This window comes from Klebsiella sp. R445, from assembly GCF_051131755.1.
GTDB lineage: Bacteria > Pseudomonadota > Gammaproteobacteria > Enterobacterales > Enterobacteriaceae > Klebsiella > Klebsiella lignicola.
The window spans coordinates 3,593,467-3,611,588 of record NZ_CP180446.1; the positions used below are offsets into that span (position 1 = coordinate 3,593,467).

Consider the following 18,122-nt stretch of genomic DNA (forward strand, 5'->3'; position numbering starts at 1 on the left):
GCTGAAATGTGAATGTAATCGCTTTCTTGAAAGAAAGTTACGTAACTCTTTCAGTGAAAATCGATTCATCTCGCGAAGGAAAATTTCACGCCAGCGGCGGCGGCGGCAGAAAACCGACACCTGGCCCGCTGGCGGGGGAAGAAAATCAGTGAACCTGAGGGTCGGCCGGAGAGGCGTTATTGCGGATCTCGGCGATATCCATCGCATTGAAGAGGTAATGACTGCCGCAGTAATCGCAGTGCATATCAATTTCGCCTTCGTCAGCCAGAATGCTGTCGATTTCTTCATCCGGCAGCGTTTTCAGCGCACCGGCGCAGCGCTCGCGAGAACAAGTGCATTTAAATTCCACATTCTGCGGATCGTAAACGGTCACTTCTTCTTCGTGATACAGGCGCCACAGTACGTCGGTCGCAGACAGGGTGAACAGCTCTTCGGCTTTGATGGTTTCCGTCAGCGTCGCCAGATGCTCGAAGTCTGCCGCCTGAGCATCCTGCGCCGGCATCACCTGCAGTAACATGCCACCCGCCATCGGTTTACCTTCAAGTTCACCGGTACGGATGACCAGACGGGTCGGCAACTGCTCAGAGCGCTGGAAATAATCTTCCAGACAGGCCGCGAGGGTGTCGCCTTCCAGACCGACGACGCCCTGATAGCGCTCGCCTTCATCCGGAGAGATAGTAATGACGAGATAACCATTACCGACCAGCGTTTTCAGATCCGCATCTTCCGGAATATCGCCCTGAACGCGCGCGACGCCGCGCAGCTGCTGCTGGTTGGTGCCGTTAATCACCGCCAGAGATAGCGGCCCGTCGCCCTGCAACTGCACGGTAATATCACCGGCAAATTTTAGCGTTGCGGTCAGCAGGCTGGTGGCAACCAGCAGCTCGGCCAGCACGGTTTTAACCGGCTGCGGATAGCTGTGATTCTCCAGAATCTGCGCCAGAGTTTCTGATACGGTCACCAGTTCACCGCGCACGGCAACGTTTTCAAACAGGTAACGATGTAATTGATCGTGTTGAGTCATAATTATCTCTCTTGCTGGCCACAGTGGCTTCTACGGATATAGAAGGTTATTCACTGTCACCGTGTTTAAATCTCATCAGGTCGCGGCGTTCTTTCTTGTCCGGACGTCTGTCGGGATGGGGCATGGTCAGCGCATTCATTTTGCGCGCCAGCGCCGTTTTCTCGCGCTTTTCGATGCTCTCCGCCGTCTCTTCATACAACGAGATGGCTTCGCTGGCGGGCCGGCGTTGTTCCATGATCGCTTTGACGAGTAGCGTGCGGTCGTCATTGCCCTGGCGTAGGGTCAGGATTGCGCCTGGCTCGACGATTTTCCCAGGCTTACTGCGCTGCCCGTTGTAGTGCACCTTACCGCCTTCAATCATCTCGCGCGCCAGCGCACGGGTTTTATAGATGCGGGCCGCCCACAGCCATTTATCCAGCCTGACGGCATCGACGGGTTTTTCTTTCATGGCCTCTCCTGTTGGGTCAGGGAAGGGATCAGCCGCCGGTAATCGTTCAACCCTGGGTGGCGCACATAGCTTTTTTCCGCCAGCCCGGAGTCCGGATTGGTGATGCCAAGGCAGTAGCGAATACCGAACTGCGCGGCAGCATCCAGAATGGCCTCGTTATCATCGACAAAGAGCGTTTTACGCGCATCAAAGCCGGTTTCTTCCTCGACCGCACGCCATAAGCGCTGATCCTCTTTCGGATAACCAAATGTGTGGGTGGAAAGCAATAAATCAAGGTGTGCATCGAGGCCGGTATGCTTAAGTTTAACGGCCAGGTTGTGCGGATGGGCGTTGGTCAACAGGATCCGCTGCTTGCCGCTGGCTTTGAGCGCATCAAGGAACGGCACGGTATCTTCACGCAATGAAGCGCGTGGCCCCTGCTCGCTGGTCATCGCACGAATATCCAAATTCAGACGCTCGCTCCAGTAATCAAGACAGTACCAGTTTAGCGTATGCTGAACCGCATGATACTCCTGGTGCATAGCCTCTTTGGCTTCTGTCAGGCTGAGCCCGCGAGCGGCCCCCCAGGTTTCCGGGACCAGCTTTTGCCAGAAATAGTTGTCAAAGGCGAGGTCGAGCAGCGTGCCATCCATATCCAGCAGAACGGTATCGACCTCCTGCCAGGCAATATCTACGTGCATGGTGAGTCTCCAGCGAGGGGGGAAATGCGCGACAGGGTATCACACCCATCGCGCCGGGAATTACTCTTGATGATCCGTCGAGGAGATGAGGACCGGATTCAGGCAGCTTTCATAGTATTTCTGAATATCTTCCATCCGCTGGCGATGGCGCTGGTAGCGACGAAGCGTCAGGACCCCGTGCCACGACATGCAGCCTAACATCGTCAGCAGCAGCAGGGTGGTGCCAAGGTAGCGCCACAGACCGGAGCGGTCAGGAATGCGATGCAGATTAATGTGCTGTGTCCCGTTGGCATCGGTGAACAGATTGGTGACGATCCCTTCGGCGTGGAATGGCGTACGCATCAGCATGCCAGCCAACCGTTGCAGTTCGCCCCACTGTTCATGGGCAGGATAGTCATACAGGCTGGTGGTGGGCCACGGCTGATTGACCAGTTCGCTGCCTTCATCGCTGGCGATCACGAAGCCGCCAGGGGCCGGGCTGTTCAGCGCCTGCGCCGCGCGCGATGTCTCGCGAACGATAAACGGCGCAGTTGAGGTGGTGACCAGGTTCTCCAGCGATTCGGCGCTGACCGGGCGAAGAAGCACGTTGACGCCATCCAGCTTGCCTGAACTGGCGCGCTTGGTCAGGGCTTCCCAGTTACGGGTATTGCCAAGGTTAACCAGCGCATTTTTCAACCGGGTACAGTCATCTTTGGCCGAACACAGGCTATTGGTTTTAATGACGATATCGCCAAAGTCATCCAGCAATACCATGCCTGATTTCTGAATTGCCGAGCGCAGCGCCGGGCTGACGCGTGAATCATCGTCCGGGTCAGGATGCAGCTGGCGCTGAACGGACTGCATCAGCGCGGTGGCTTTACTGACAATATCGGACTCCGGCAGCGGCAGCGGCGGGGCTTCATTCCAGATGATCTGTGAACAATCGAAGGGCATAAACGGCGAATTTTCTTTAGCCGTCCAGCTGTCGGGAGAGTGAATATTACACATCCCAATGCCTTTCAACCTGAGCGTATCACCGATGCGAACCTGCGACTTTTCCATTTGCGCGACGGTGGTAGCTTCAATCGTCTGCGCGCCCTTCAGCCACGAGAGGGTGAATTTAAACGGCATATTCAGCGGGACGCTGGCCCACAGCATCATCACCACCAGCAGCGCGCCGCTGGCGATAATGGCGCTGCGCAGCCAGTACTGCAAAGGGAAGTGTTTCACCTCATCGTGCAATGACAGGAAGCGTCCCTGGCGAACGACGTGGCGGTTCAGATAGATATCGATATCCGTTTGTTGGCCGAGATCCTGGGCAATCCAGGGCTGCCAGTGGCGCGGGTAAATCAGATCGATAATTCCCAGGGAGATGTTGTTGATCTGCTCCTGGTCATTTTCGCCAAACAGGCCCCAACGTTTTGGCATCCCGCGCAGGCAGTGGATCTCCCGTAGCGAGGTCTTACATGGCGGGGCATAGATCCCCCACAGGCCTGCTGCCAGTAACAGCAAGCCGCCAGTCAGCAACCACGGCGTAAACACGTAGGGGCTGATCAGACTGAAGTAAAACAGCAGGAACGAGGCGACGATGAGGACGGCTTCACGAAGGCCGTCAGGACGAATCAGGGCGTGTTCTTCCTGGCTTTCCTGACGAATGTTCAGCAGCTCAATCTGCTCGCTCTCTTCTCCGCGTATCGAGGCCTGGGTGGCTGATGCCCGCTCAAGCGCGAAGTTGCGATGCTCCTGCGGATAATCGCTGAGCGCGTGGCCATTGAGTGCAATGACCAGCGGCAGGCTCTCGGTAGGGATCAGCTCAATGCTATTTTCGTCATTGATATATTGTTCCCAGAACGGTGGCAGATGAACTTCTACCGAGTCGAGGAAATAGCGCCATTTGTTCGATTCGTCAGTGGTAATGCCGTAGCGCGTGATCGCGCGGGTGACGGTAAAGACGGTATCGCTCTGAGGCGTTAATGAGAGATCGGCCGGCGCCACGCTGGCTCCGGATGCCGGCGTCTGCTGCGCACGATTGACGCCCTCGAGGTATTTTTCTACCGCCCGCTGTTCATCCGTCGTGATCTTGCGCGTCGCGGCGTCACTAAAGGCATGCAGCAGGGGAAGGCGGCGACGTCTGGCATGCACGCGATACCACCACCCGATGAGCAATGCGCAGATTAGCAGAGCTGTGACAGAAATCAGAAAGGTGCCCATGCCCATCCCATCATAGTTATTCTTTTCTTACAGGTTCGTCGATTGCATAACACGTTGCGCAAACCTGCAGTTTGCTCGTGGCAGATGTCGTGTAAATACGGGAAAAATTAGTATGCGATATAGCTGCCTGGTAGCTTATCAAAAACGCAAAAAATCAGGAATCAGTAAATTCTCAAAGACATTTCAAACTATTGACTTTTTTATCTTAATCAGCGTTCGCCTACCGGTAGTTAGGTTGCAATTATGTAAATTAGTGGCGAATTGAATTGCCGAAACCGTGGCGCGTATCGCACAATGACTTCTGGAATCACAGCATAGATCGATAACAATGAGCAAATCATTACAAAAACCCACCATTCTTAATGTTGAAACAGTAGCGCGTTCGCGTCTTTTTAACGTTGAAAGTGTGGATCTGGAGTTCAGCAACGGCGTGCGTCGTGTGTATGAACGCATGCGTCCTTCTACGCGTGAAGCCGTGATGATTGTCCCGATTGTTGATGACCACCTCATCCTGATTCGTGAATATGCCGTCGGCACCGAATCCTATGAACTGGGGTTCTCCAAAGGGTTGATTGATCCGGGTGAAACCGTGCTGGAGGCTGCGAACCGCGAACTGAAAGAAGAAGTCGGTTTCGGTGCCAACCAGCTGACGTTCCTGAAAAAACTGAGCATGGCGCCGTCGTATTTCTCCAGCAAGATGAATATTCTGGTGGCGGAAGACCTGTACCCGGAATCGCTGCCGGGCGATGAGCCGGAGCCGTTACCGCAGGTGCGCTGGCCGATATCGCAGCTGATGACGCTGCTGGATGAAGAGGACTTTAATGAAGCGCGCAACGTCAGTGCGTTGTTCCTGGTCCGCGAATGGCTGCTGGCTCAGGGGCGGTTGTAGTTCGCGAAAGTCAGTTGCCGACCCGAGCACAGAGATAAAGAAAAAGCGCCCGCAGGCGCTTTTTTTGTCAGAACAATTCGTGAGTTTCGCCACCGCCATCGGTGATGGTGGTCCCCACTTCATGCACCGCCTGATGAGTAGGCTGCGTGCCTTCGATGAAGTATTCGGCGCGGCTGTTACCTCCGCTCGCGAGCTGCCCGGTGCTCCGGTCGATATTCACCGTCACTACGCCAGGTGGCGGCGTTAACGGCTCTTCCGGCACGCCTTCCAGCACCCGTTTCATAAAGTCATCCCAGGCCGGCTGGGCGCTTTTTGCTCCCCCTTCATAGCCGGAGATCTGATCTTTAATCGCCCCGGAAGCGGTGGTCCGCCCCAGGTCACGGCGGTGATCGTCGAAACCAATCCATACTGACGTGACGACACCAGGACCGTAGCCCGAGAACCAGGCATCTTTAGAGCTGTTGGTGGTCCCGGTTTTGCCGCCGATATCTTTGCGTTGCAGATCGCGACCGGCACGCCAGCCGGTACCCATCCAGCCTGGTTCACCGAAAATGTTCGTGTTCAGCGCGCTTTTGATCAGGAACGCCAGCGGGGTGTTAATCACGTGCGGCGCGTATTCCTGCGTGCCGGTTTGCGCGACCAGAGACTGGTTAGCCTGTTCAAGCTGTGGCTGCGGCGGTACCGGAACATTCTGTGCGGTGTCAGAGGTGGCGACATCTTCGACATCTTTGTTTTCCAGCACGTTGGATTTCGGTGTGTCACCGTAAATCACCGGCACATCGCACTGTGGGCAGGCAATCTTCGGTCGTTCTTCGAAGATCACACCGGCCTGGTCGTTCTCGATTTTGCTGATAAAGAAAGGCGTCACCAGGAAACCACCGTTCGCCATAACCGAGTAACCGCGGACCACCTGCAGCGGCGTAAAGGAAGCGGAACCCAGCGCCAGCGATTCGGTACGCACGATATTCTGTGCCGGGAAGCCGAAGCGCTGCAGATATTCCGCGGCATAATCGACGCCCATAGCGCGCATGGCGCGCACCATCACCACGTTTTTCGACTGTCCTAGCCCCTGACGCAGACGGATCGGGCCGGCGTACTGCGGCGGGGAGTTCTTCGGCTGCCAGTCGGAACCGGCGCCGGCGTCCCAACGGGAAATCGGTACGTCGTTGAGCATACTTGCCAGGGTCAGGCCTTTATCCATCGCCGCAGTGTAGAGGAACGGCTTGATGTTTGAGCCAACCTGACGCAGCGCCTGGGTCGCGCGGTTAAATTTGCTCTGATTGAAATCGAAACCGCCAACCAGCGCGATAATGGCGCCGTTTTGCGGGTTGATGGATACCAGCGCCGAGTTGACGTCCGGAACCTGCGAGAGCGCCCAGTTAGCGCCCACCTGACGTACCCACACCTGCTGCCCGGCCTGCAGTACGTCGGTCACTTTACGTGGCGTAGCGCCCTGTTGGGTATCGGAGATAAAACGACGCGCCCAGCGGACGGCATCGATATTCAGCGTGACGGCGGTACCGTTGTTTAATAGTGCAACGGCTTCCTGCGGGTTCGCCGCGGTGATCACCGCAGGCGTCAGCGGCCCGTATCCCGGCAGTCGTTTGAGCTCCGCCAGAATTTTAGCGTTATCCCACGGGGTTTCACCCACTTTCCACAGCACATTTGCCGGGCCGCGGTAGCCGTGGCGCATATCGTAATCCAGCACATTATTGCGGACTGCCTGCTGGGCCGATTGCTGATTTTTACGGGTAATGGTGGTGTAAACGCGGTAGCCATCTTCATAGGCCTGCTCGCCGTAGCGGCGGACCATTTCCTGGCGGACCATTTCACTCAGATATGGCGCGGAGAAGGCAATTTTCGGTGCGTGGTAGCGAGCGTCGATGCTTTCGCTACGTGCGCTGTCGTACTGCGTCTGGGTGATATAGCCTTCACTCAGCATACGCGCCAGAACCACGTTGCGACGTGCGGTGGCGCGATCCATCGAATAGAGCGGGTTAAAGGTCGACGGCGCTTTAGGCAGGCCGGCAATCACCGCCATTTCACTCAGCGTCAGCTGATCGACGTTTTTACCAAAGTAGACCTGCGCCGCGGCGCCAACGCCGTAGGCACGGTAGCCGAGATAGATTTTATTCAGGTATAGCTCAAGGATTTCATCTTTATTCAGCAACTGCTCGATGCGGATCGCCAGGAAGGCTTCTTTGATCTTACGCATCAGAGTCTTCTCCGGACTCAGGAAGAAGTTACGCGCAAGCTGCTGAGTGATGGTACTGGCACCTTGCGAAGCATGCCCGGAGAACATGGCCACGCTGGCGGCACGGAAGATACCGACGGGGTCAACGCCGTGGTGCTCATAGAAACGGCTGTCTTCGGTGGCAATAAACGCTTTGATCAGTTCAGGCGGCATTTGCTGCAACGTGACAGGAATACGACGTTTTTCGCCATATTGCGCGATCAGCTCGCCATCCGCGCTATAGACCTGCATCGGGATCTGCAAACGCACATCCTTCAAGGTCGCGACATCGGGGAGTTGCGGCTCAATATATTTATAAAGGCCAAAAATCGAGCCTGCTCCCAGCAGTACGCAACAGACTGCAAGGATCAATAGATACTTTACGAACTTCACCGGAGATTTCCCATTTAGTTTGATTTGGGCAGTTTATAAACAAACGCGCGGTAGTATAAAGGCAAGCCTGGTGCATTGATAGAGTCGAGCCGTAATGGCGGACAAGGAGATCGTAAGCATGGCTTTCAGCAACTGGCGAATAGGGATGCATATCCAGCAGGACGAAATCGTGCTTGTGGCGCTGCGTTACGCGCGCTCACGTTGGGCGCTATGTCGCTGGTGGCGTATCCCGCTGACACCCGGAACCGTACGTCATGGAATGGTGGTTGACGTTGTCGGGCTGGCACAGCAGCTACGTCACTGGCGGCGAGAGCTGCCGTTGCAACACCAGGTCAGCATTGCCTTTCCGGCCAGCCGAACCCTGCAAAAGCGGCTGCCGCGAACACAGCTGTCCCTCAGCGAAAGTGAACGCGCACAATGGATAACCAGCGTTATGGCGCAGCAGCTGGAAATGCCTGTTGCCTCACTCTGCATCGATTATTCGGCCGCACCGGCACTGGCCGAATGGCGGGTGACGGCGGCGCAACGCCTGGAGATCGACCTGCTGCGCCAGCTCGCGGCGCGTCTGAAGCTAAGAGTGGCAGAGATTGTGCCGGATGCCAGTGCCCTCAGCGCCTATTTCCCCTGGCTGCCTTCAGGCTCGCACGGTCTGGGGTGGCGTCATGGCCCTAACTGGTTGTGGGCCACACAAGAGGGCTGGGGCTGCTCGCCCTGCACTGAAATCGCTTCATTTTCCCAGCTCGCCCGGCAAATCAACGCCGAATCACTCCAGCATTGCGCAGCTGGTTCCGGCGATGAACCCTGCTTTGATCCCTGGAGCGTAATTTACCGCCTGCAACCCCCGTTGCCAGAGGGCGGCGATGGCTTTGCCGTGGCGATCGGGCTGGCGTTAGGCGGGCGTTAACCATGGCTGCACTGGTCAATTTTCTACCCTGGCGTAACGTTCGCCGCCGTCAGCGAGTGCGCATCGGGATGCTGTATGCCATCGGGCTGGTGCTGGCGCTGCTGACGATCGCCGTGGCTCAGCGGGCAGCACGCGACGCTGGCGAGGCACCGCTCGCGGTACGCATGGCGGCGGACAACCAGCTCTTTGCTGCTCTCAGCCAGCGCGAAAGTCTGCTGCTGGAGCGGCAACAGCAGTGGGAAAAACGGCGCCAGCGGCAGCAGAGACGAGCGTTGACCGAGGCCTGGCATCAGCGTTTACAGACCATTGCCATGCGGCTTCCACCGCAGGCCTGGTTAACCCGGCTGGAGTATCAGCGTGATGCCCTGACGTTGAGCGGGCTGGCCTTGAACCTGAACGCCGTGGCGGGGCTGGGTCAGGCACTCAGTGCGGTTTCCGGGTTCCGGCCCGCGAAGGCTGGTGAAACGCGTCGCGGTGAGCAGGGGTACTGGCAGTTTAGTTTTTCTCTTGCCGGAGAGCACGCCGATGCGAGCCATCATTGAGCGCTGGAGCGGGCTGTTTTATTCCGGGCGCGGCAGCCAGCTGGCGCTGCCGATCGTGCTGGTATTGCTGGTGGCGGGGTGTTTCTGGTTCTCGTTACCACCTCCGCCAGTTGAAGGCCATGAGCCTCCCGGCATACGCCAGCAGTGGCTGCGGCTGATGCCGCTACAGGTCGCCGCGCAGCAGGATAGCGTTGAAGAGCCCGTCACGCAGCGCTTTTCTCCGATGGAGCTGCCCGATCCTGGCAGCAAACTGCTGGCCTGGCGTCCTGTGGGGCGAGGGGGAGAGCTGGTGCTGGATGTCCGCTGGCAGGCGGTACCGCCTCTGTTTTCGTGGCTCGCGCAGTGCGGTATGCGCGTCACGACGTTTTCACTTCATCCGCTCAAGGGATCGTTGCAGATGGCGCTGGCGCTGGAGGCCGAGCATGCGGATTAACGGGTGGTGTCTGCTGTGTCTGCTTCCGTTGCCGGGGCTGGCTGCCGATCGCGATCCGTTTGAGCCAGTGGAAGACCACTGCCAGACGGCGCAGCTGGCGCAATGGCACTACGGCGGCGCGGTGGGTACTGCGCAGCAGAAAGTGGGTTACCTGCAGGACAGCGCAGGGAAATGGCGCCGCGTCCGGGTGGATGACGCCTTGCCTTCCGGCTGGCAAGTCACTGCGCTGACGGCGGAACGCATTGAAATCACTACCGGGACAGGATGCGAACCCCTGCATTGGGCGTGGAAGCGAAAGGAGGTCGGAATAAATGATGCGATGGATAAGCCTGCTGATTCTGCTGCTGCCAGCAATGGCGTTTACCGCGGGCGGAGCGGCAAAAAATGAGCCGCCAGTTTCTCTGATGGTTGATGATGTGCCGGTTGCCCAGGTGCTGCAAACCCTGGCAGAAATGCGGCAAAAAAACCTGATTATCGCGCCGGACGTCAGCGGTTCGCTGTCGCTGCATCTGAAAAATGTTCCCTGGCAGCAGGCGTTACGGTCGGTTATCGATAGCGCCGGACTGACGCTTAGCCAGCAGGGCACGGTTCTCTATGTGCACACGATGGCCTGGAAAAACGCCCGGCAGGCACAGCGGGAGGCGGAACGTGAGAAGCGATTGCTCAGCTTGCCGTTACAACGGCACAGCATGACTTTGCACTATGCCGACGCGGCGGAGCTGGCGAAGGCCGGGGATAAATTACTCAGCGCGCGTGGCAGCCTGACGGTGGATACACGCACCAATCGCCTGTTGATGCGCGATGATGCCCGCCATCTTGCGATCCTGAAAGCGTGGGCGCAGGAGATGGATCTCCCGGTTGGTCAGGTCGAACTGGCTGCGCATATTGTTTCCATGAGTGAAACCAGCCTGCGTGAGCTGGGGGTGAAATGGAGTCTGGCCGAGGCCAGCAATACGCCAGGTTTCGGCAAGCTAACGACCTTGAGCAGTCAGCAGGCGGTAAGTCATGCCGATACGCGGGTCGGTTTTAATATCGGTCGCATCAGCGGGCGGTTGCTGGAGCTGGAGCTCTCGGCGCTGGAACAAAAGCAGCTGGTGGAAATCATCGCCAGCCCCCGCTTGCTGGCTTCCCACATGCAGCCTGCCAGCATCAAACAGGGGAGCGAGATCCCTTATCAGGTTTCCCGGGGTGAAAACGGCGCGACCTCGGTGGAGTTTAAAGAAGCGGTGTTAGGCATGGAGGTCACGCCAACGGTTCTGCAGCAAAACCGCGTGCGTCTGAAGTTACGGATTAGCGAAAATACGCCGGGCCAGGCCCTGAAACAGGAGAATGGCGAAGTGCTGGCGATCGACAAACAAGAAATTGAAACCCAGGTCGAAGTGAAAAGCGGTGAAACGCTGGCGCTGGGCGGAATATTTTCACAGAAAAAGAAATCATCCCGCGATGGTATTCCCTTACTTAGCGATATCCCCTTGCTTGGCCAGCTGTTTCGTCACGATGGTAAAGGGAAGGAACGACGTGAACTGGTGGTGTTCATCACCCCACGAATTCTGGCAGTGCATTAAGCCCTTTTCTTGCTAAACACGTTTCAGGTGTTTGACGTGAGGACGGATTTAGCATACAAGGGGTACCGATTTGAGAGTCGGGTTCGGCATCAATCTTCTTTTTTGTCCGGTGATTTAAACAAGATCATTCAGGATGCATCAAGGCGGCAAGCTGATTTACCCCCAGAAACATAGATAACTATGCACCTGGAGGCGAAAAAGTGCAGCCGACGGCAGGGTAGTTTGAATATTGAAGAGTATATTCAGTTGCCAAACCTGCCTGAGTATTGAGATAATTTTCAGTCTGACTCTCGCTCTATTGCATATGAGGTTTCAGTTCATGTCCTGCTGCGCCGGGTAGTTGCGAAGCGGGTTTACCATTAACGAATAGTCTTAGTAGTACCGAAAAAATGGCAGAGAAACGCAATATCTTTCTGGTTGGGCCTATGGGTGCCGGCAAAAGCACTATTGGGCGCCAGTTAGCCCAACAGCTCAATATGGAATTTTACGATTCTGATCAAGAGATTGAGAAACGCACTGGCGCAGATGTAGGCTGGGTTTTCGATGTCGAAGGTGAAGACGGCTTCCGCGACCGTGAAGAAAAGATCATCAATGAGTTGACGGAAAAGCAGGGAATTGTGCTGGCGACTGGCGGCGGCTCTGTGAAATCCCGTGAAACGCGTAACCGTCTCTCCGCCCGCGGCGTGGTGGTGTACCTGGAAACAACGATCGAAAAACAGCTTGCCCGTACGCAGCGTGATAAAAAGCGCCCTCTCTTACAAGTTGAAGCGCCGCCTCGCGAAGTTCTTGAAGCGTTGGCCGACGAACGCAACCCACTGTATGAAGAGATTGCTGACGTCACTATCCGTACCGACGATCAAAGCGCAAAAGTCGTGGCAAACCAGATTATTCATATGCTGGAAAGCAATTGATTCTGGCTTAATAAAGAGCGTCAGAGTAAAAGCAACTGAGGTGGACGTCGCGTTATGGAGAGGCTTACTGTAACTCTCGGGGAACGTAGTTACCCGATTACCATCGCGGCTGGTTTGTTTAACGATCCAGCTTCCTTCCAGCCACTGAAATCAGGCGATCAGGTAATGCTGGTCACCAATGAGACTCTGGCGCCGCTTTATTTGGATAACGTTCGCTCCGTGATGGAGCAGGCGGGTGTTAAGGTTGACAGTGTCATTCTCCCTGACGGCGAGCAGTACAAAAGCCTGGCAGTGATGGATACCGTCTTTACTGCCCTGCTGCAAAAACCGCATGGCCGTGATACGACGCTGGTGGCGCTTGGTGGTGGTGTAGTCGGTGATTTAACCGGCTTTGCTGCGGCCAGTTATCAGCGCGGCGTGCGCTTTATCCAGGTTCCAACCACTCTGCTGTCGCAGGTGGACTCCTCGGTCGGTGGTAAAACGGCCGTCAATCATCCTCTCGGAAAAAACATGATTGGTGCCTTCTGGCAGCCGGTTTCCGTGGTCGTCGATCTCAACTGTCTCAAGACGTTGCCGGCCCGCGAGCTCTCATCCGGACTGGCCGAAGTCATCAAATATGGCATTATCCTTGACCCTGAATTCTTCAGCTGGCTTGAAGACAATATCGATGCGCTGATGGCCCTTGACGAGAAAGCAATGGCGTATTGCATTCGTCGTTGTTGTGAGCTGAAAGCCGAAGTTGTCGCTGCTGACGAGCGCGAAACCGGGTTACGTGCTTTACTCAATCTTGGACATACTTTTGGTCATGCTATTGAGGCCGAAATGGGCTACGGTAACTGGCTCCACGGCGAAGCCGTCGCTGCCGGTATGGTGATGGCCGCGCATACGTCCGAACGATTAGGGCAGTTCAGCAAACAGGACACTCAGCGTATCATTACGCTGTTGCAGCGTGCGGGCTTGCCGGTACGTGGACCGCAGGAGATGTCTGCGCAAGCGTATCTGCCCCACATGATGCGTGATAAAAAAGTGCTGGCCGGTGAGATGCGGCTGGTACTTCCGCTCGCTATAGGGAAAAGCGAAGTACGCGGCGGAGTGCCGCATGATGTTGTTCTTGGCGCGATTGCTGATACTCAGCTAGCGCAACAATAAGAAGGTCTAGCCGCGCTTGCGCGGCGTTATCATTTCAGGTGACATGCAAAAGTCGTGAGCATAAGCCTTTTAGTGGGGTGTTAAATGGATGAATTAAAACCAGAAGACGATCTGAAAGCCGATCGCAGCGATCGTCGTACTGGTCGTTCCCGTCAATCTTCCGAGCGCGATAGCGATCCGCAGATCAATTTTGATGATGTCGATCTTGATGCGGATGACAGCCGTCCAACACGTGCCAGTAAAGCACGCCGTGAGCGCGATGAAGAAGAGTATGGAGAGGACGTAGAGTCTGAAGAAGACGAAGAGCAGGAAGAGCAGCAGGTAGAGCGCCGTCCGCGTAAGCGTAAGAAAGCGCCCTCAAAGCCAGCGTCTCGCCAGTATATTATGATGGGGGTGGGGATCCTCGTGCTGCTGCTGCTGATTGTTGGCATCGGTTCTGCACTGAAGTCGCCGTCCTCTTCCAGCGAACAAACCGCATCGGGTGAAAAGAGCATCAACCTGTCAGACGATCAGTCTGGGAATGCTCAGCCAGCCTCTCAGGAGCCGTCTGCTTCTCAGGGTCAGACTGCGGGTACCACTCAGCAGCAGGACGTCTCGCTGCCGCCAATCGCCGCTAACCCGACTCAAGGCCAGACGACCACTGAGCCGCAAGGGCAGCAGCGTGTTGAAGTTCAGGGCGATCTGAACAATGCACTGACTCAGCAACCGGGCCAGATTGACAGCGCTGTGGCTAACTCCACACTGCCGACCGAACCTGCCACCGTTGCTCCGGTACGCAATGGCACCGCGCCGCGTCAGGCGACAACCGAACGTCAGACTGCCGCCACCCAGCGTCCGGCAGAGCGTAAGCATACGGTTATTGAGCCGAAGCCAGTTGCGAAAGCGCCGGTCGAAGCGAAGCCAGTACAGCCTAAGCGTGTAGAAAGTACTGCGGCAACCGCCCCGGTGAAAGCGCCTGCTACCCAGCCGAGCAAGCCTGTTGCGACAGCACAGACTAAACCTGCTCCGGCAGCCACGGCGACCGCGCCAGCGGCCACTGCAGCAGCCACAACGGCGGCGGCAGCAGCAGGCGGTGGTAAAACTGCGGGTGATGTCAGTTCCATGAAAGCGGCACCGTCTGGCAACTACACTCTGCAACTTAGCTCCTCCTCCAACTACAACAACCTGAATAGCTGGGCGAAGAAAGAGAAGCTGGAAAAATATGTTGTCTATGAGACCACCCGCAACGGTCAACCCTGGTATGTACTGGTCAGCGGCATCTACGCCTCGAAAGACGAAGCGAAGCGTGCTGTAACCACTCTGCCAGCGGACGTGCAGGCGAAAAACCCGTGGGCGAAACCGCTTCATCAGGTACAAGCTGACCTGAAATAAGCGCGGTGAAGTCTTAAGCGCAGGGTGCTGTCGGAGCTTTCTCCACAGCCGGAGAATGTGTAATTAGTTAGGCAGCATGAAAAAGAATCGCGCTTTTCTGAAATGGGCAGGGGGGAAATACCCCCTGCTTGACGATATTAAAAAGCATTTGCCGCAAGGCGATTGTCTGATTGAGCCCTTTGTGGGCGCCGGGTCGGTATTTCTTAATACCGACTTTTCTCGTTATATCCTCGCGGACATCAACAGCGATCTGATCGGTCTCTACAACATCGTCAAATTGCAGACTGATGAGTACGTGGCCGCAGCGCGTGACATGTTTACGCCGGAAAATAACGCCGCAGAGCAGTACTACCGCTTCCGGACTGAATTCAACCTGAGCCAGGACCCATTCCGCCGTGCGGTGTTGTTCCTGTACCTCAACCGCCACGGTTACAATGGCCTGTGTCGTTACAACCTGCGCGGTGAATTTAACGTCCCGTTCGGCCGTTATAAGAAACCCTATTTCCCGGAAGCCGAGCTGTATCATTTTGCCCAGAAGGCGCAGAATGCGTACTTCTACTGCGAGTCGTATGCCGACAGCATGGCACGCGCGGACGGGTCTTCGGTGGTCTATTGCGATCCGCCGTACGCCCCTTTGTCGTCGACCGCCAATTTTACGGCATACCACACCAGCAGCTTTAATGCCGAGCAGCAGGCGCACCTGGCGCAGCTGGCAGAGAATCTGCTCGAACAGCGGGTTCCGGTTCTGATTTCCAACCACGATACGGCGCTGACGCGCGAATGGTATCGTCAGGCTAAGCTGCATGTCGTCAAAGTGCGACGCAGCATCAGCAGCAACGGTGGTACACGAAAGAAGGTGGACGAGCTTCTTGCTCTTTACCGTCCGCCCAAGACTAAATAATTTCAAGGAGATGCGGATGAAGCAGTATTTGATTGCCCCTTCGATTCTGTCGGCTGATTTTGCCCGTCTGGGTGAAGATACCGCCAAAGCGTTGGCAGCAGGTGCCGATGTTGTGCACTTTGACGTGATGGACAACCACTACGTGCCGAATCTGACCATCGGCCCTATGGTGCTGAAAGCACTGCGAAACTATGGCATCACCGCACCGATCGACGTGCATCTGATGGTGAAGCCGGTTGACCGCATCATTCCTGATTTCGCCGCGGCGGGCGCCAGCATCATCACCTTCCATCCGGAAGCCTCTGAACACGTCGATCGTACCCTGCAGTTAATCAAAGAACATGGCTGCAAAGCCGGTCTGGTGTTTAACCCGGCCACTTCGCTGAGCTACCTCGATTACGTGATGGACAAGCTGGACGTTATCCTGCTGATGTCCGTCAACCCAGGTTTCGGCGGCCAGTCTTTCATTCCACAGACGCTGGATAAACTGCGCGAAGTTCGTCAGCGTATTGATGCCTCGGGCTATGACATTCGCCTGGAAGTCGACGGCGGCGTCAAGGTCAGCAATATCGCGGATATTGCAGCGGCGGGTGCCGATATGTTTGTTGCCGGCTCGGCGATTTTCGATCAGCCGGACTACCAGCAGGTTATTGATCAAATGCGCAGTGAATTAGCAAAGGTTAGTCATGGATAAATTACACGCCATTCGCGGTATTGCCTTCGACCTGGACGGGACGCTGGTGGACAGCGCGCCGGGGTTGACTGCCGCGGTTGATAGCGCACTTTACGCGCTGGAGTTACCGGTCGCCGGTGAACCACGCGTCGTGACCTGGATTGGCAACGGCGCGGATGTTCTGATGGAGCGGGCCCTCAACTGGGCGCGTCAGGAACGTGCCACCCAGCGTGCCGCGATGGGTAAACCGTCTGTCGATCATGACGATATCCCGCAGGCAGAGCAGTTGATGGTGTTGCGTAAGCTGTTTGACCGCTACTACGCCGAAGCCGCTGAAGAGGGCAGTTTCCTGTTCCCGGCGGTTGCCGATACCCTCGGTGCCCTGCACGCGAAAGGTTTACCGCTGGCGCTGGTGACCAACAAGCCTACGCCGTTTGTCGCGCCAATCCTGGACGCGCTGGACATCGCGAAATACTTTAGCGTCGTTATTGGCGGCGATGATGTGAAGAATAAAAAACCGCATCCGGATCCGCTGCTGCTGGTAGCGCAGAAACTGGCGCTGGCGCCAGCTGAGCTGTTGTTTGTCGGGGATTCACGCAATGACATTCAGGCGGCAAAAGCGGCGGGCTGCTGTTCTATCGGACTGACCTACGGCTATAACTACGGTGAGTCGATTGCTCTCAGCGAACCGGACTACATCTTCGACCAATTTAATGAACTCTTGCCCGCTTTCGGGCTACCGAACAGTGAAACTCAGGAATTGAAAAATGACTAAGCCCATCGTTTTTAGTGGCGCACAGCCCTCAGGTGAATTGACCATTGGCAACTACATGGGTGCGCTGCGTCAGTGGGTGAGCATGCAGGATGATTATCACTGCATCTACTGCATCGTGGATTTGCATGCTATCACCGCGCGTCAGGATCCGGAGAAACTGCGTAAAGCGACGCTGGATACGCTGGCGCTTTACCTGGCCTGCGGGATCGATCCTGAGAAAAGCACCATCTTCGTTCAGTCACACGTGCCGGAGCACGCACAGCTGGGCTGGGCGCTGAACTGCTACACCTATTTCGGCGAACTGAGCCGTATGACCCAGTTCAAAGATAAATCGGCGCGCTATTCAGAAAACATTAACGCCGGCCTGTTCGACTATCCGGTGCTGATGGCGGCGGACATTCTGCTGTATCAGACCAACCAGGTGCCGGTCGGTGAAGACCAGAAGCAACACCTGGAGCTGAGCCGCGATATTGCCCAGCGCTTCAACGCCATCTACGGCGACGTGTTCAAAGTGCCTGAACCGTTTATTCCGAAATCTGGTGCTCGCGTGATGTCCCTGCTTGAGCCGACCAAGAAAATGTCCAAGTCGGACGACAACCGCAATAACGTGATCGGCCTGCTGGAAGACCCGAAATCGGTCGTCAAGAAGATCAAACGTGCAATGACCGACGGTGACGAACCGCCTGTTGTGCGCTACGACCAGCAGAATAAAGCCGGCGTGTCCAACCTGCTGGATATCCTCTCTGGGGTAACCGGGCAGAGCATCGCCGAGCTGGAACAGCATTTTGAAGGCAAAATGTATGGTCACCTGAAAGGTGAAGTGGCCGATGCCGTGTCCGGCATGCTGCTGGAGCTGCAGGAGCGTTATAACCGCTTCCGTAACGACGAAGCGTTCCTGAACCAGGTGATGAGAGACGGGGCCGACAAAGCCAGCGCTCGCGCGTCTGAGACCCTGAAAGCGGTGTACGACGCTATTGGTTTTGTCGCTAAGCCGTAATCGGTCAGCGTTCGGCAAACAGAAAAGGGCGGGTTATCCCGCCC

General features: G+C 56.3%; 18 protein-coding genes. 13 read left to right on the forward strand and 5 right to left on the reverse strand.

Features of this window, described 5'->3' with window-relative positions; translation table 11 throughout:
* Window positions 1–145 precede the first annotated feature (145 nt).
* From hslO to ACMYSN_RS16735, 4 genes are read right to left on the reverse strand one after another with little or no spacing between them, the layout of a single operon-like run.
* A complete protein-coding gene (gene hslO, locus ACMYSN_RS16720) occupies window positions 146–1,030 on the reverse strand; it encodes an Hsp33 family molecular chaperone HslO (protein WP_174510152.1) in 885 nt (294 codons plus the stop codon).
* A 40-nt stretch (window positions 1,031–1,070) separates the two neighbouring features.
* A complete protein-coding gene (hslR, locus tag ACMYSN_RS16725; RefSeq protein WP_462495546.1) occupies window positions 1,071–1,472 on the reverse strand; it encodes an Hsp15 family protein in 402 nt (133 codons plus the stop codon).
* A complete protein-coding gene (gene yrfG / locus ACMYSN_RS16730; protein WP_462495547.1) occupies window positions 1,469–2,152 on the reverse strand; it encodes a GMP/IMP nucleotidase in 684 nt (227 codons plus the stop codon). Before yrfG ends, hslR begins: the two co-directional genes overlap by 4 nt.
* A gap of 60 nt (window positions 2,153–2,212) precedes the next feature.
* Entirely contained in the window at window positions 2,213–4,342 is a 2,130-nt protein-coding gene (locus ACMYSN_RS16735; protein WP_462495548.1) for an intracellular growth attenuator family protein, read from the reverse strand.
* Window positions 4,343–4,670: 328 nt separating this feature from the next.
* On the opposite strand from ACMYSN_RS16735, the gene nudE reads away from it, so the two are divergent.
* Window positions 4,671–5,231 (forward strand): ADP compounds hydrolase NudE, encoded by a 561-nt coding sequence (nudE, locus tag ACMYSN_RS16740; RefSeq protein WP_123757331.1) that lies wholly within the window; start codon window positions 4,671–4,673, stop codon window positions 5,229–5,231.
* A gap of 67 nt (window positions 5,232–5,298) precedes the next feature.
* Here nudE and mrcA read toward each other — a convergent pair whose 3' ends face one another.
* On the reverse strand, window positions 5,299–7,857 hold the full coding sequence (mrcA, locus tag ACMYSN_RS16745) for a penicillin-binding protein 1A (RefSeq protein WP_462495549.1): 2,559 nt from the start codon (window positions 7,855–7,857) through the stop codon (window positions 5,299–5,301).
* Window positions 7,858–7,975: 118 nt separating this feature from the next.
* Between mrcA and ACMYSN_RS16750 the strand changes: the two genes are divergently transcribed.
* From ACMYSN_RS16750 to trpS, 12 genes are all read left to right on the forward strand, one after another.
* A complete protein-coding gene (locus ACMYSN_RS16750) occupies window positions 7,976–8,761 on the forward strand; it encodes a type IV pilus biogenesis protein PilM (RefSeq protein WP_462495550.1) in 786 nt (261 codons plus the stop codon).
* A 2-nt stretch (window positions 8,762–8,763) separates the two neighbouring features.
* Window positions 8,764–9,303 carry a PilN domain-containing protein gene (locus ACMYSN_RS16755; protein ID WP_462495551.1) on the forward strand — a complete coding sequence of 180 codons (540 nt, stop codon included), beginning with the start codon at window positions 8,764–8,766 and terminating at the stop codon, window positions 9,301–9,303.
* A complete protein-coding gene (locus tag ACMYSN_RS16760) occupies window positions 9,287–9,736 on the forward strand; it encodes a HofO family protein (RefSeq protein WP_462495552.1) in 450 nt (149 codons plus the stop codon). The genes ACMYSN_RS16755 and ACMYSN_RS16760 overlap by 17 nt, the downstream gene beginning before the upstream one ends.
* Complete coding sequence (locus ACMYSN_RS16765) at window positions 9,726–10,124, forward strand: HofP DNA utilization family protein (RefSeq protein ID WP_462495553.1); 399 nt, start codon at window positions 9,726–9,728, stop codon at window positions 10,122–10,124. Before ACMYSN_RS16760 ends, ACMYSN_RS16765 begins: the two co-directional genes overlap by 11 nt.
* The gene (gene hofQ, locus ACMYSN_RS16770; RefSeq protein ID WP_462495554.1) at window positions 10,048–11,301 is read left to right on the forward strand and encodes a DNA uptake porin HofQ; all 1,254 of its coding nucleotides are present in this window, start codon (window positions 10,048–10,050) and stop codon (window positions 11,299–11,301) included. Before ACMYSN_RS16765 ends, hofQ begins: the two co-directional genes overlap by 77 nt.
* 389 nt (window positions 11,302–11,690) lie before the next feature.
* Window positions 11,691–12,212, forward strand: a complete 522-nt coding sequence (gene aroK, locus ACMYSN_RS16775; RefSeq protein ID WP_004868452.1) for a shikimate kinase AroK — start codon at window positions 11,691–11,693, stop codon at window positions 12,210–12,212.
* Window positions 12,213–12,266: 54 nt separating this feature from the next.
* Window positions 12,267–13,361 carry a 3-dehydroquinate synthase gene (gene aroB / locus ACMYSN_RS16780; RefSeq protein ID WP_174510131.1) on the forward strand — a complete coding sequence of 365 codons (1,095 nt, stop codon included), beginning with the start codon at window positions 12,267–12,269 and terminating at the stop codon, window positions 13,359–13,361.
* Between the two features lie 84 nt (window positions 13,362–13,445).
* On the forward strand, window positions 13,446–14,732 hold the full coding sequence (damX, locus tag ACMYSN_RS16785; protein WP_462495555.1) for a cell division protein DamX: 1,287 nt from the start codon (window positions 13,446–13,448) through the stop codon (window positions 14,730–14,732).
* 76 nt (window positions 14,733–14,808) lie between these two features.
* A complete protein-coding gene (gene dam, locus ACMYSN_RS16790) occupies window positions 14,809–15,633 on the forward strand; it encodes an adenine-specific DNA-methyltransferase (RefSeq protein ID WP_123757340.1) in 825 nt (274 codons plus the stop codon).
* 16 nt (window positions 15,634–15,649) lie between these two features.
* Window positions 15,650–16,327, forward strand: coding sequence for a ribulose-phosphate 3-epimerase (gene rpe / locus ACMYSN_RS16795; RefSeq protein WP_154145004.1), 678 nt, complete (start codon window positions 15,650–15,652; stop codon window positions 16,325–16,327).
* On the forward strand, window positions 16,320–17,081 hold the full coding sequence (gene gph / locus ACMYSN_RS16800) for a phosphoglycolate phosphatase (protein ID WP_123757342.1): 762 nt from the start codon (window positions 16,320–16,322) through the stop codon (window positions 17,079–17,081). The genes rpe and gph overlap by 8 nt, the downstream gene beginning before the upstream one ends.
* Window positions 17,074–18,078 (forward strand): tryptophan--tRNA ligase, encoded by a 1,005-nt coding sequence (trpS, locus tag ACMYSN_RS16805; protein WP_123757343.1) that lies wholly within the window; start codon window positions 17,074–17,076, stop codon window positions 18,076–18,078. Before gph ends, trpS begins: the two co-directional genes overlap by 8 nt.
* Window positions 18,079–18,122 lie beyond the last annotated feature (44 nt).

Coding starts and splice junctions, on each gene's coding strand:
- hslR (WP_462495546.1), bottom strand. CDS start 1,472: ATGAAAGAAAAACCCGTCGATGCCGTCAGGCTGGATAAATGGCTGTGG.
- yrfG (WP_462495547.1), bottom strand. CDS start 2,152: ATGCACGTAGATATTGCCTGGCAGGAGGTCGATACCGTTCTGCTGGAT.
- ACMYSN_RS16735 (WP_462495548.1), bottom strand. CDS start 4,342: ATGGGCACCTTTCTGATTTCTGTCACAGCTCTGCTAATCTGCGCATTG.
- nudE (WP_123757331.1), top strand. CDS start 4,671: ATGAGCAAATCATTACAAAAACCCACCATTCTTAATGTTGAAACAGTA.
- ACMYSN_RS16750 (WP_462495550.1), top strand. CDS start 7,976: ATGGCTTTCAGCAACTGGCGAATAGGGATGCATATCCAGCAGGACGAA.
- ACMYSN_RS16755 (WP_462495551.1), top strand. CDS start 8,764: ATGGCTGCACTGGTCAATTTTCTACCCTGGCGTAACGTTCGCCGCCGT.
- ACMYSN_RS16760 (WP_462495552.1), top strand. CDS start 9,287: ATGCGAGCCATCATTGAGCGCTGGAGCGGGCTGTTTTATTCCGGGCGC.
- ACMYSN_RS16765 (WP_462495553.1), top strand. CDS start 9,726: ATGCGGATTAACGGGTGGTGTCTGCTGTGTCTGCTTCCGTTGCCGGGG.
- hofQ (WP_462495554.1), top strand. CDS start 10,048: ATGATGCGATGGATAAGCCTGCTGATTCTGCTGCTGCCAGCAATGGCG.
- aroK (WP_004868452.1), top strand. CDS start 11,691: ATGGCAGAGAAACGCAATATCTTTCTGGTTGGGCCTATGGGTGCCGGC.
- aroB (WP_174510131.1), top strand. CDS start 12,267: ATGGAGAGGCTTACTGTAACTCTCGGGGAACGTAGTTACCCGATTACC.
- damX (WP_462495555.1), top strand. CDS start 13,446: ATGGATGAATTAAAACCAGAAGACGATCTGAAAGCCGATCGCAGCGAT.
- dam (WP_123757340.1), top strand. CDS start 14,809: ATGAAAAAGAATCGCGCTTTTCTGAAATGGGCAGGGGGGAAATACCCC.
- rpe (WP_154145004.1), top strand. CDS start 15,650: ATGAAGCAGTATTTGATTGCCCCTTCGATTCTGTCGGCTGATTTTGCC.
- gph (WP_123757342.1), top strand. CDS start 16,320: ATGGATAAATTACACGCCATTCGCGGTATTGCCTTCGACCTGGACGGG.
- trpS (WP_123757343.1), top strand. CDS start 17,074: ATGACTAAGCCCATCGTTTTTAGTGGCGCACAGCCCTCAGGTGAATTG.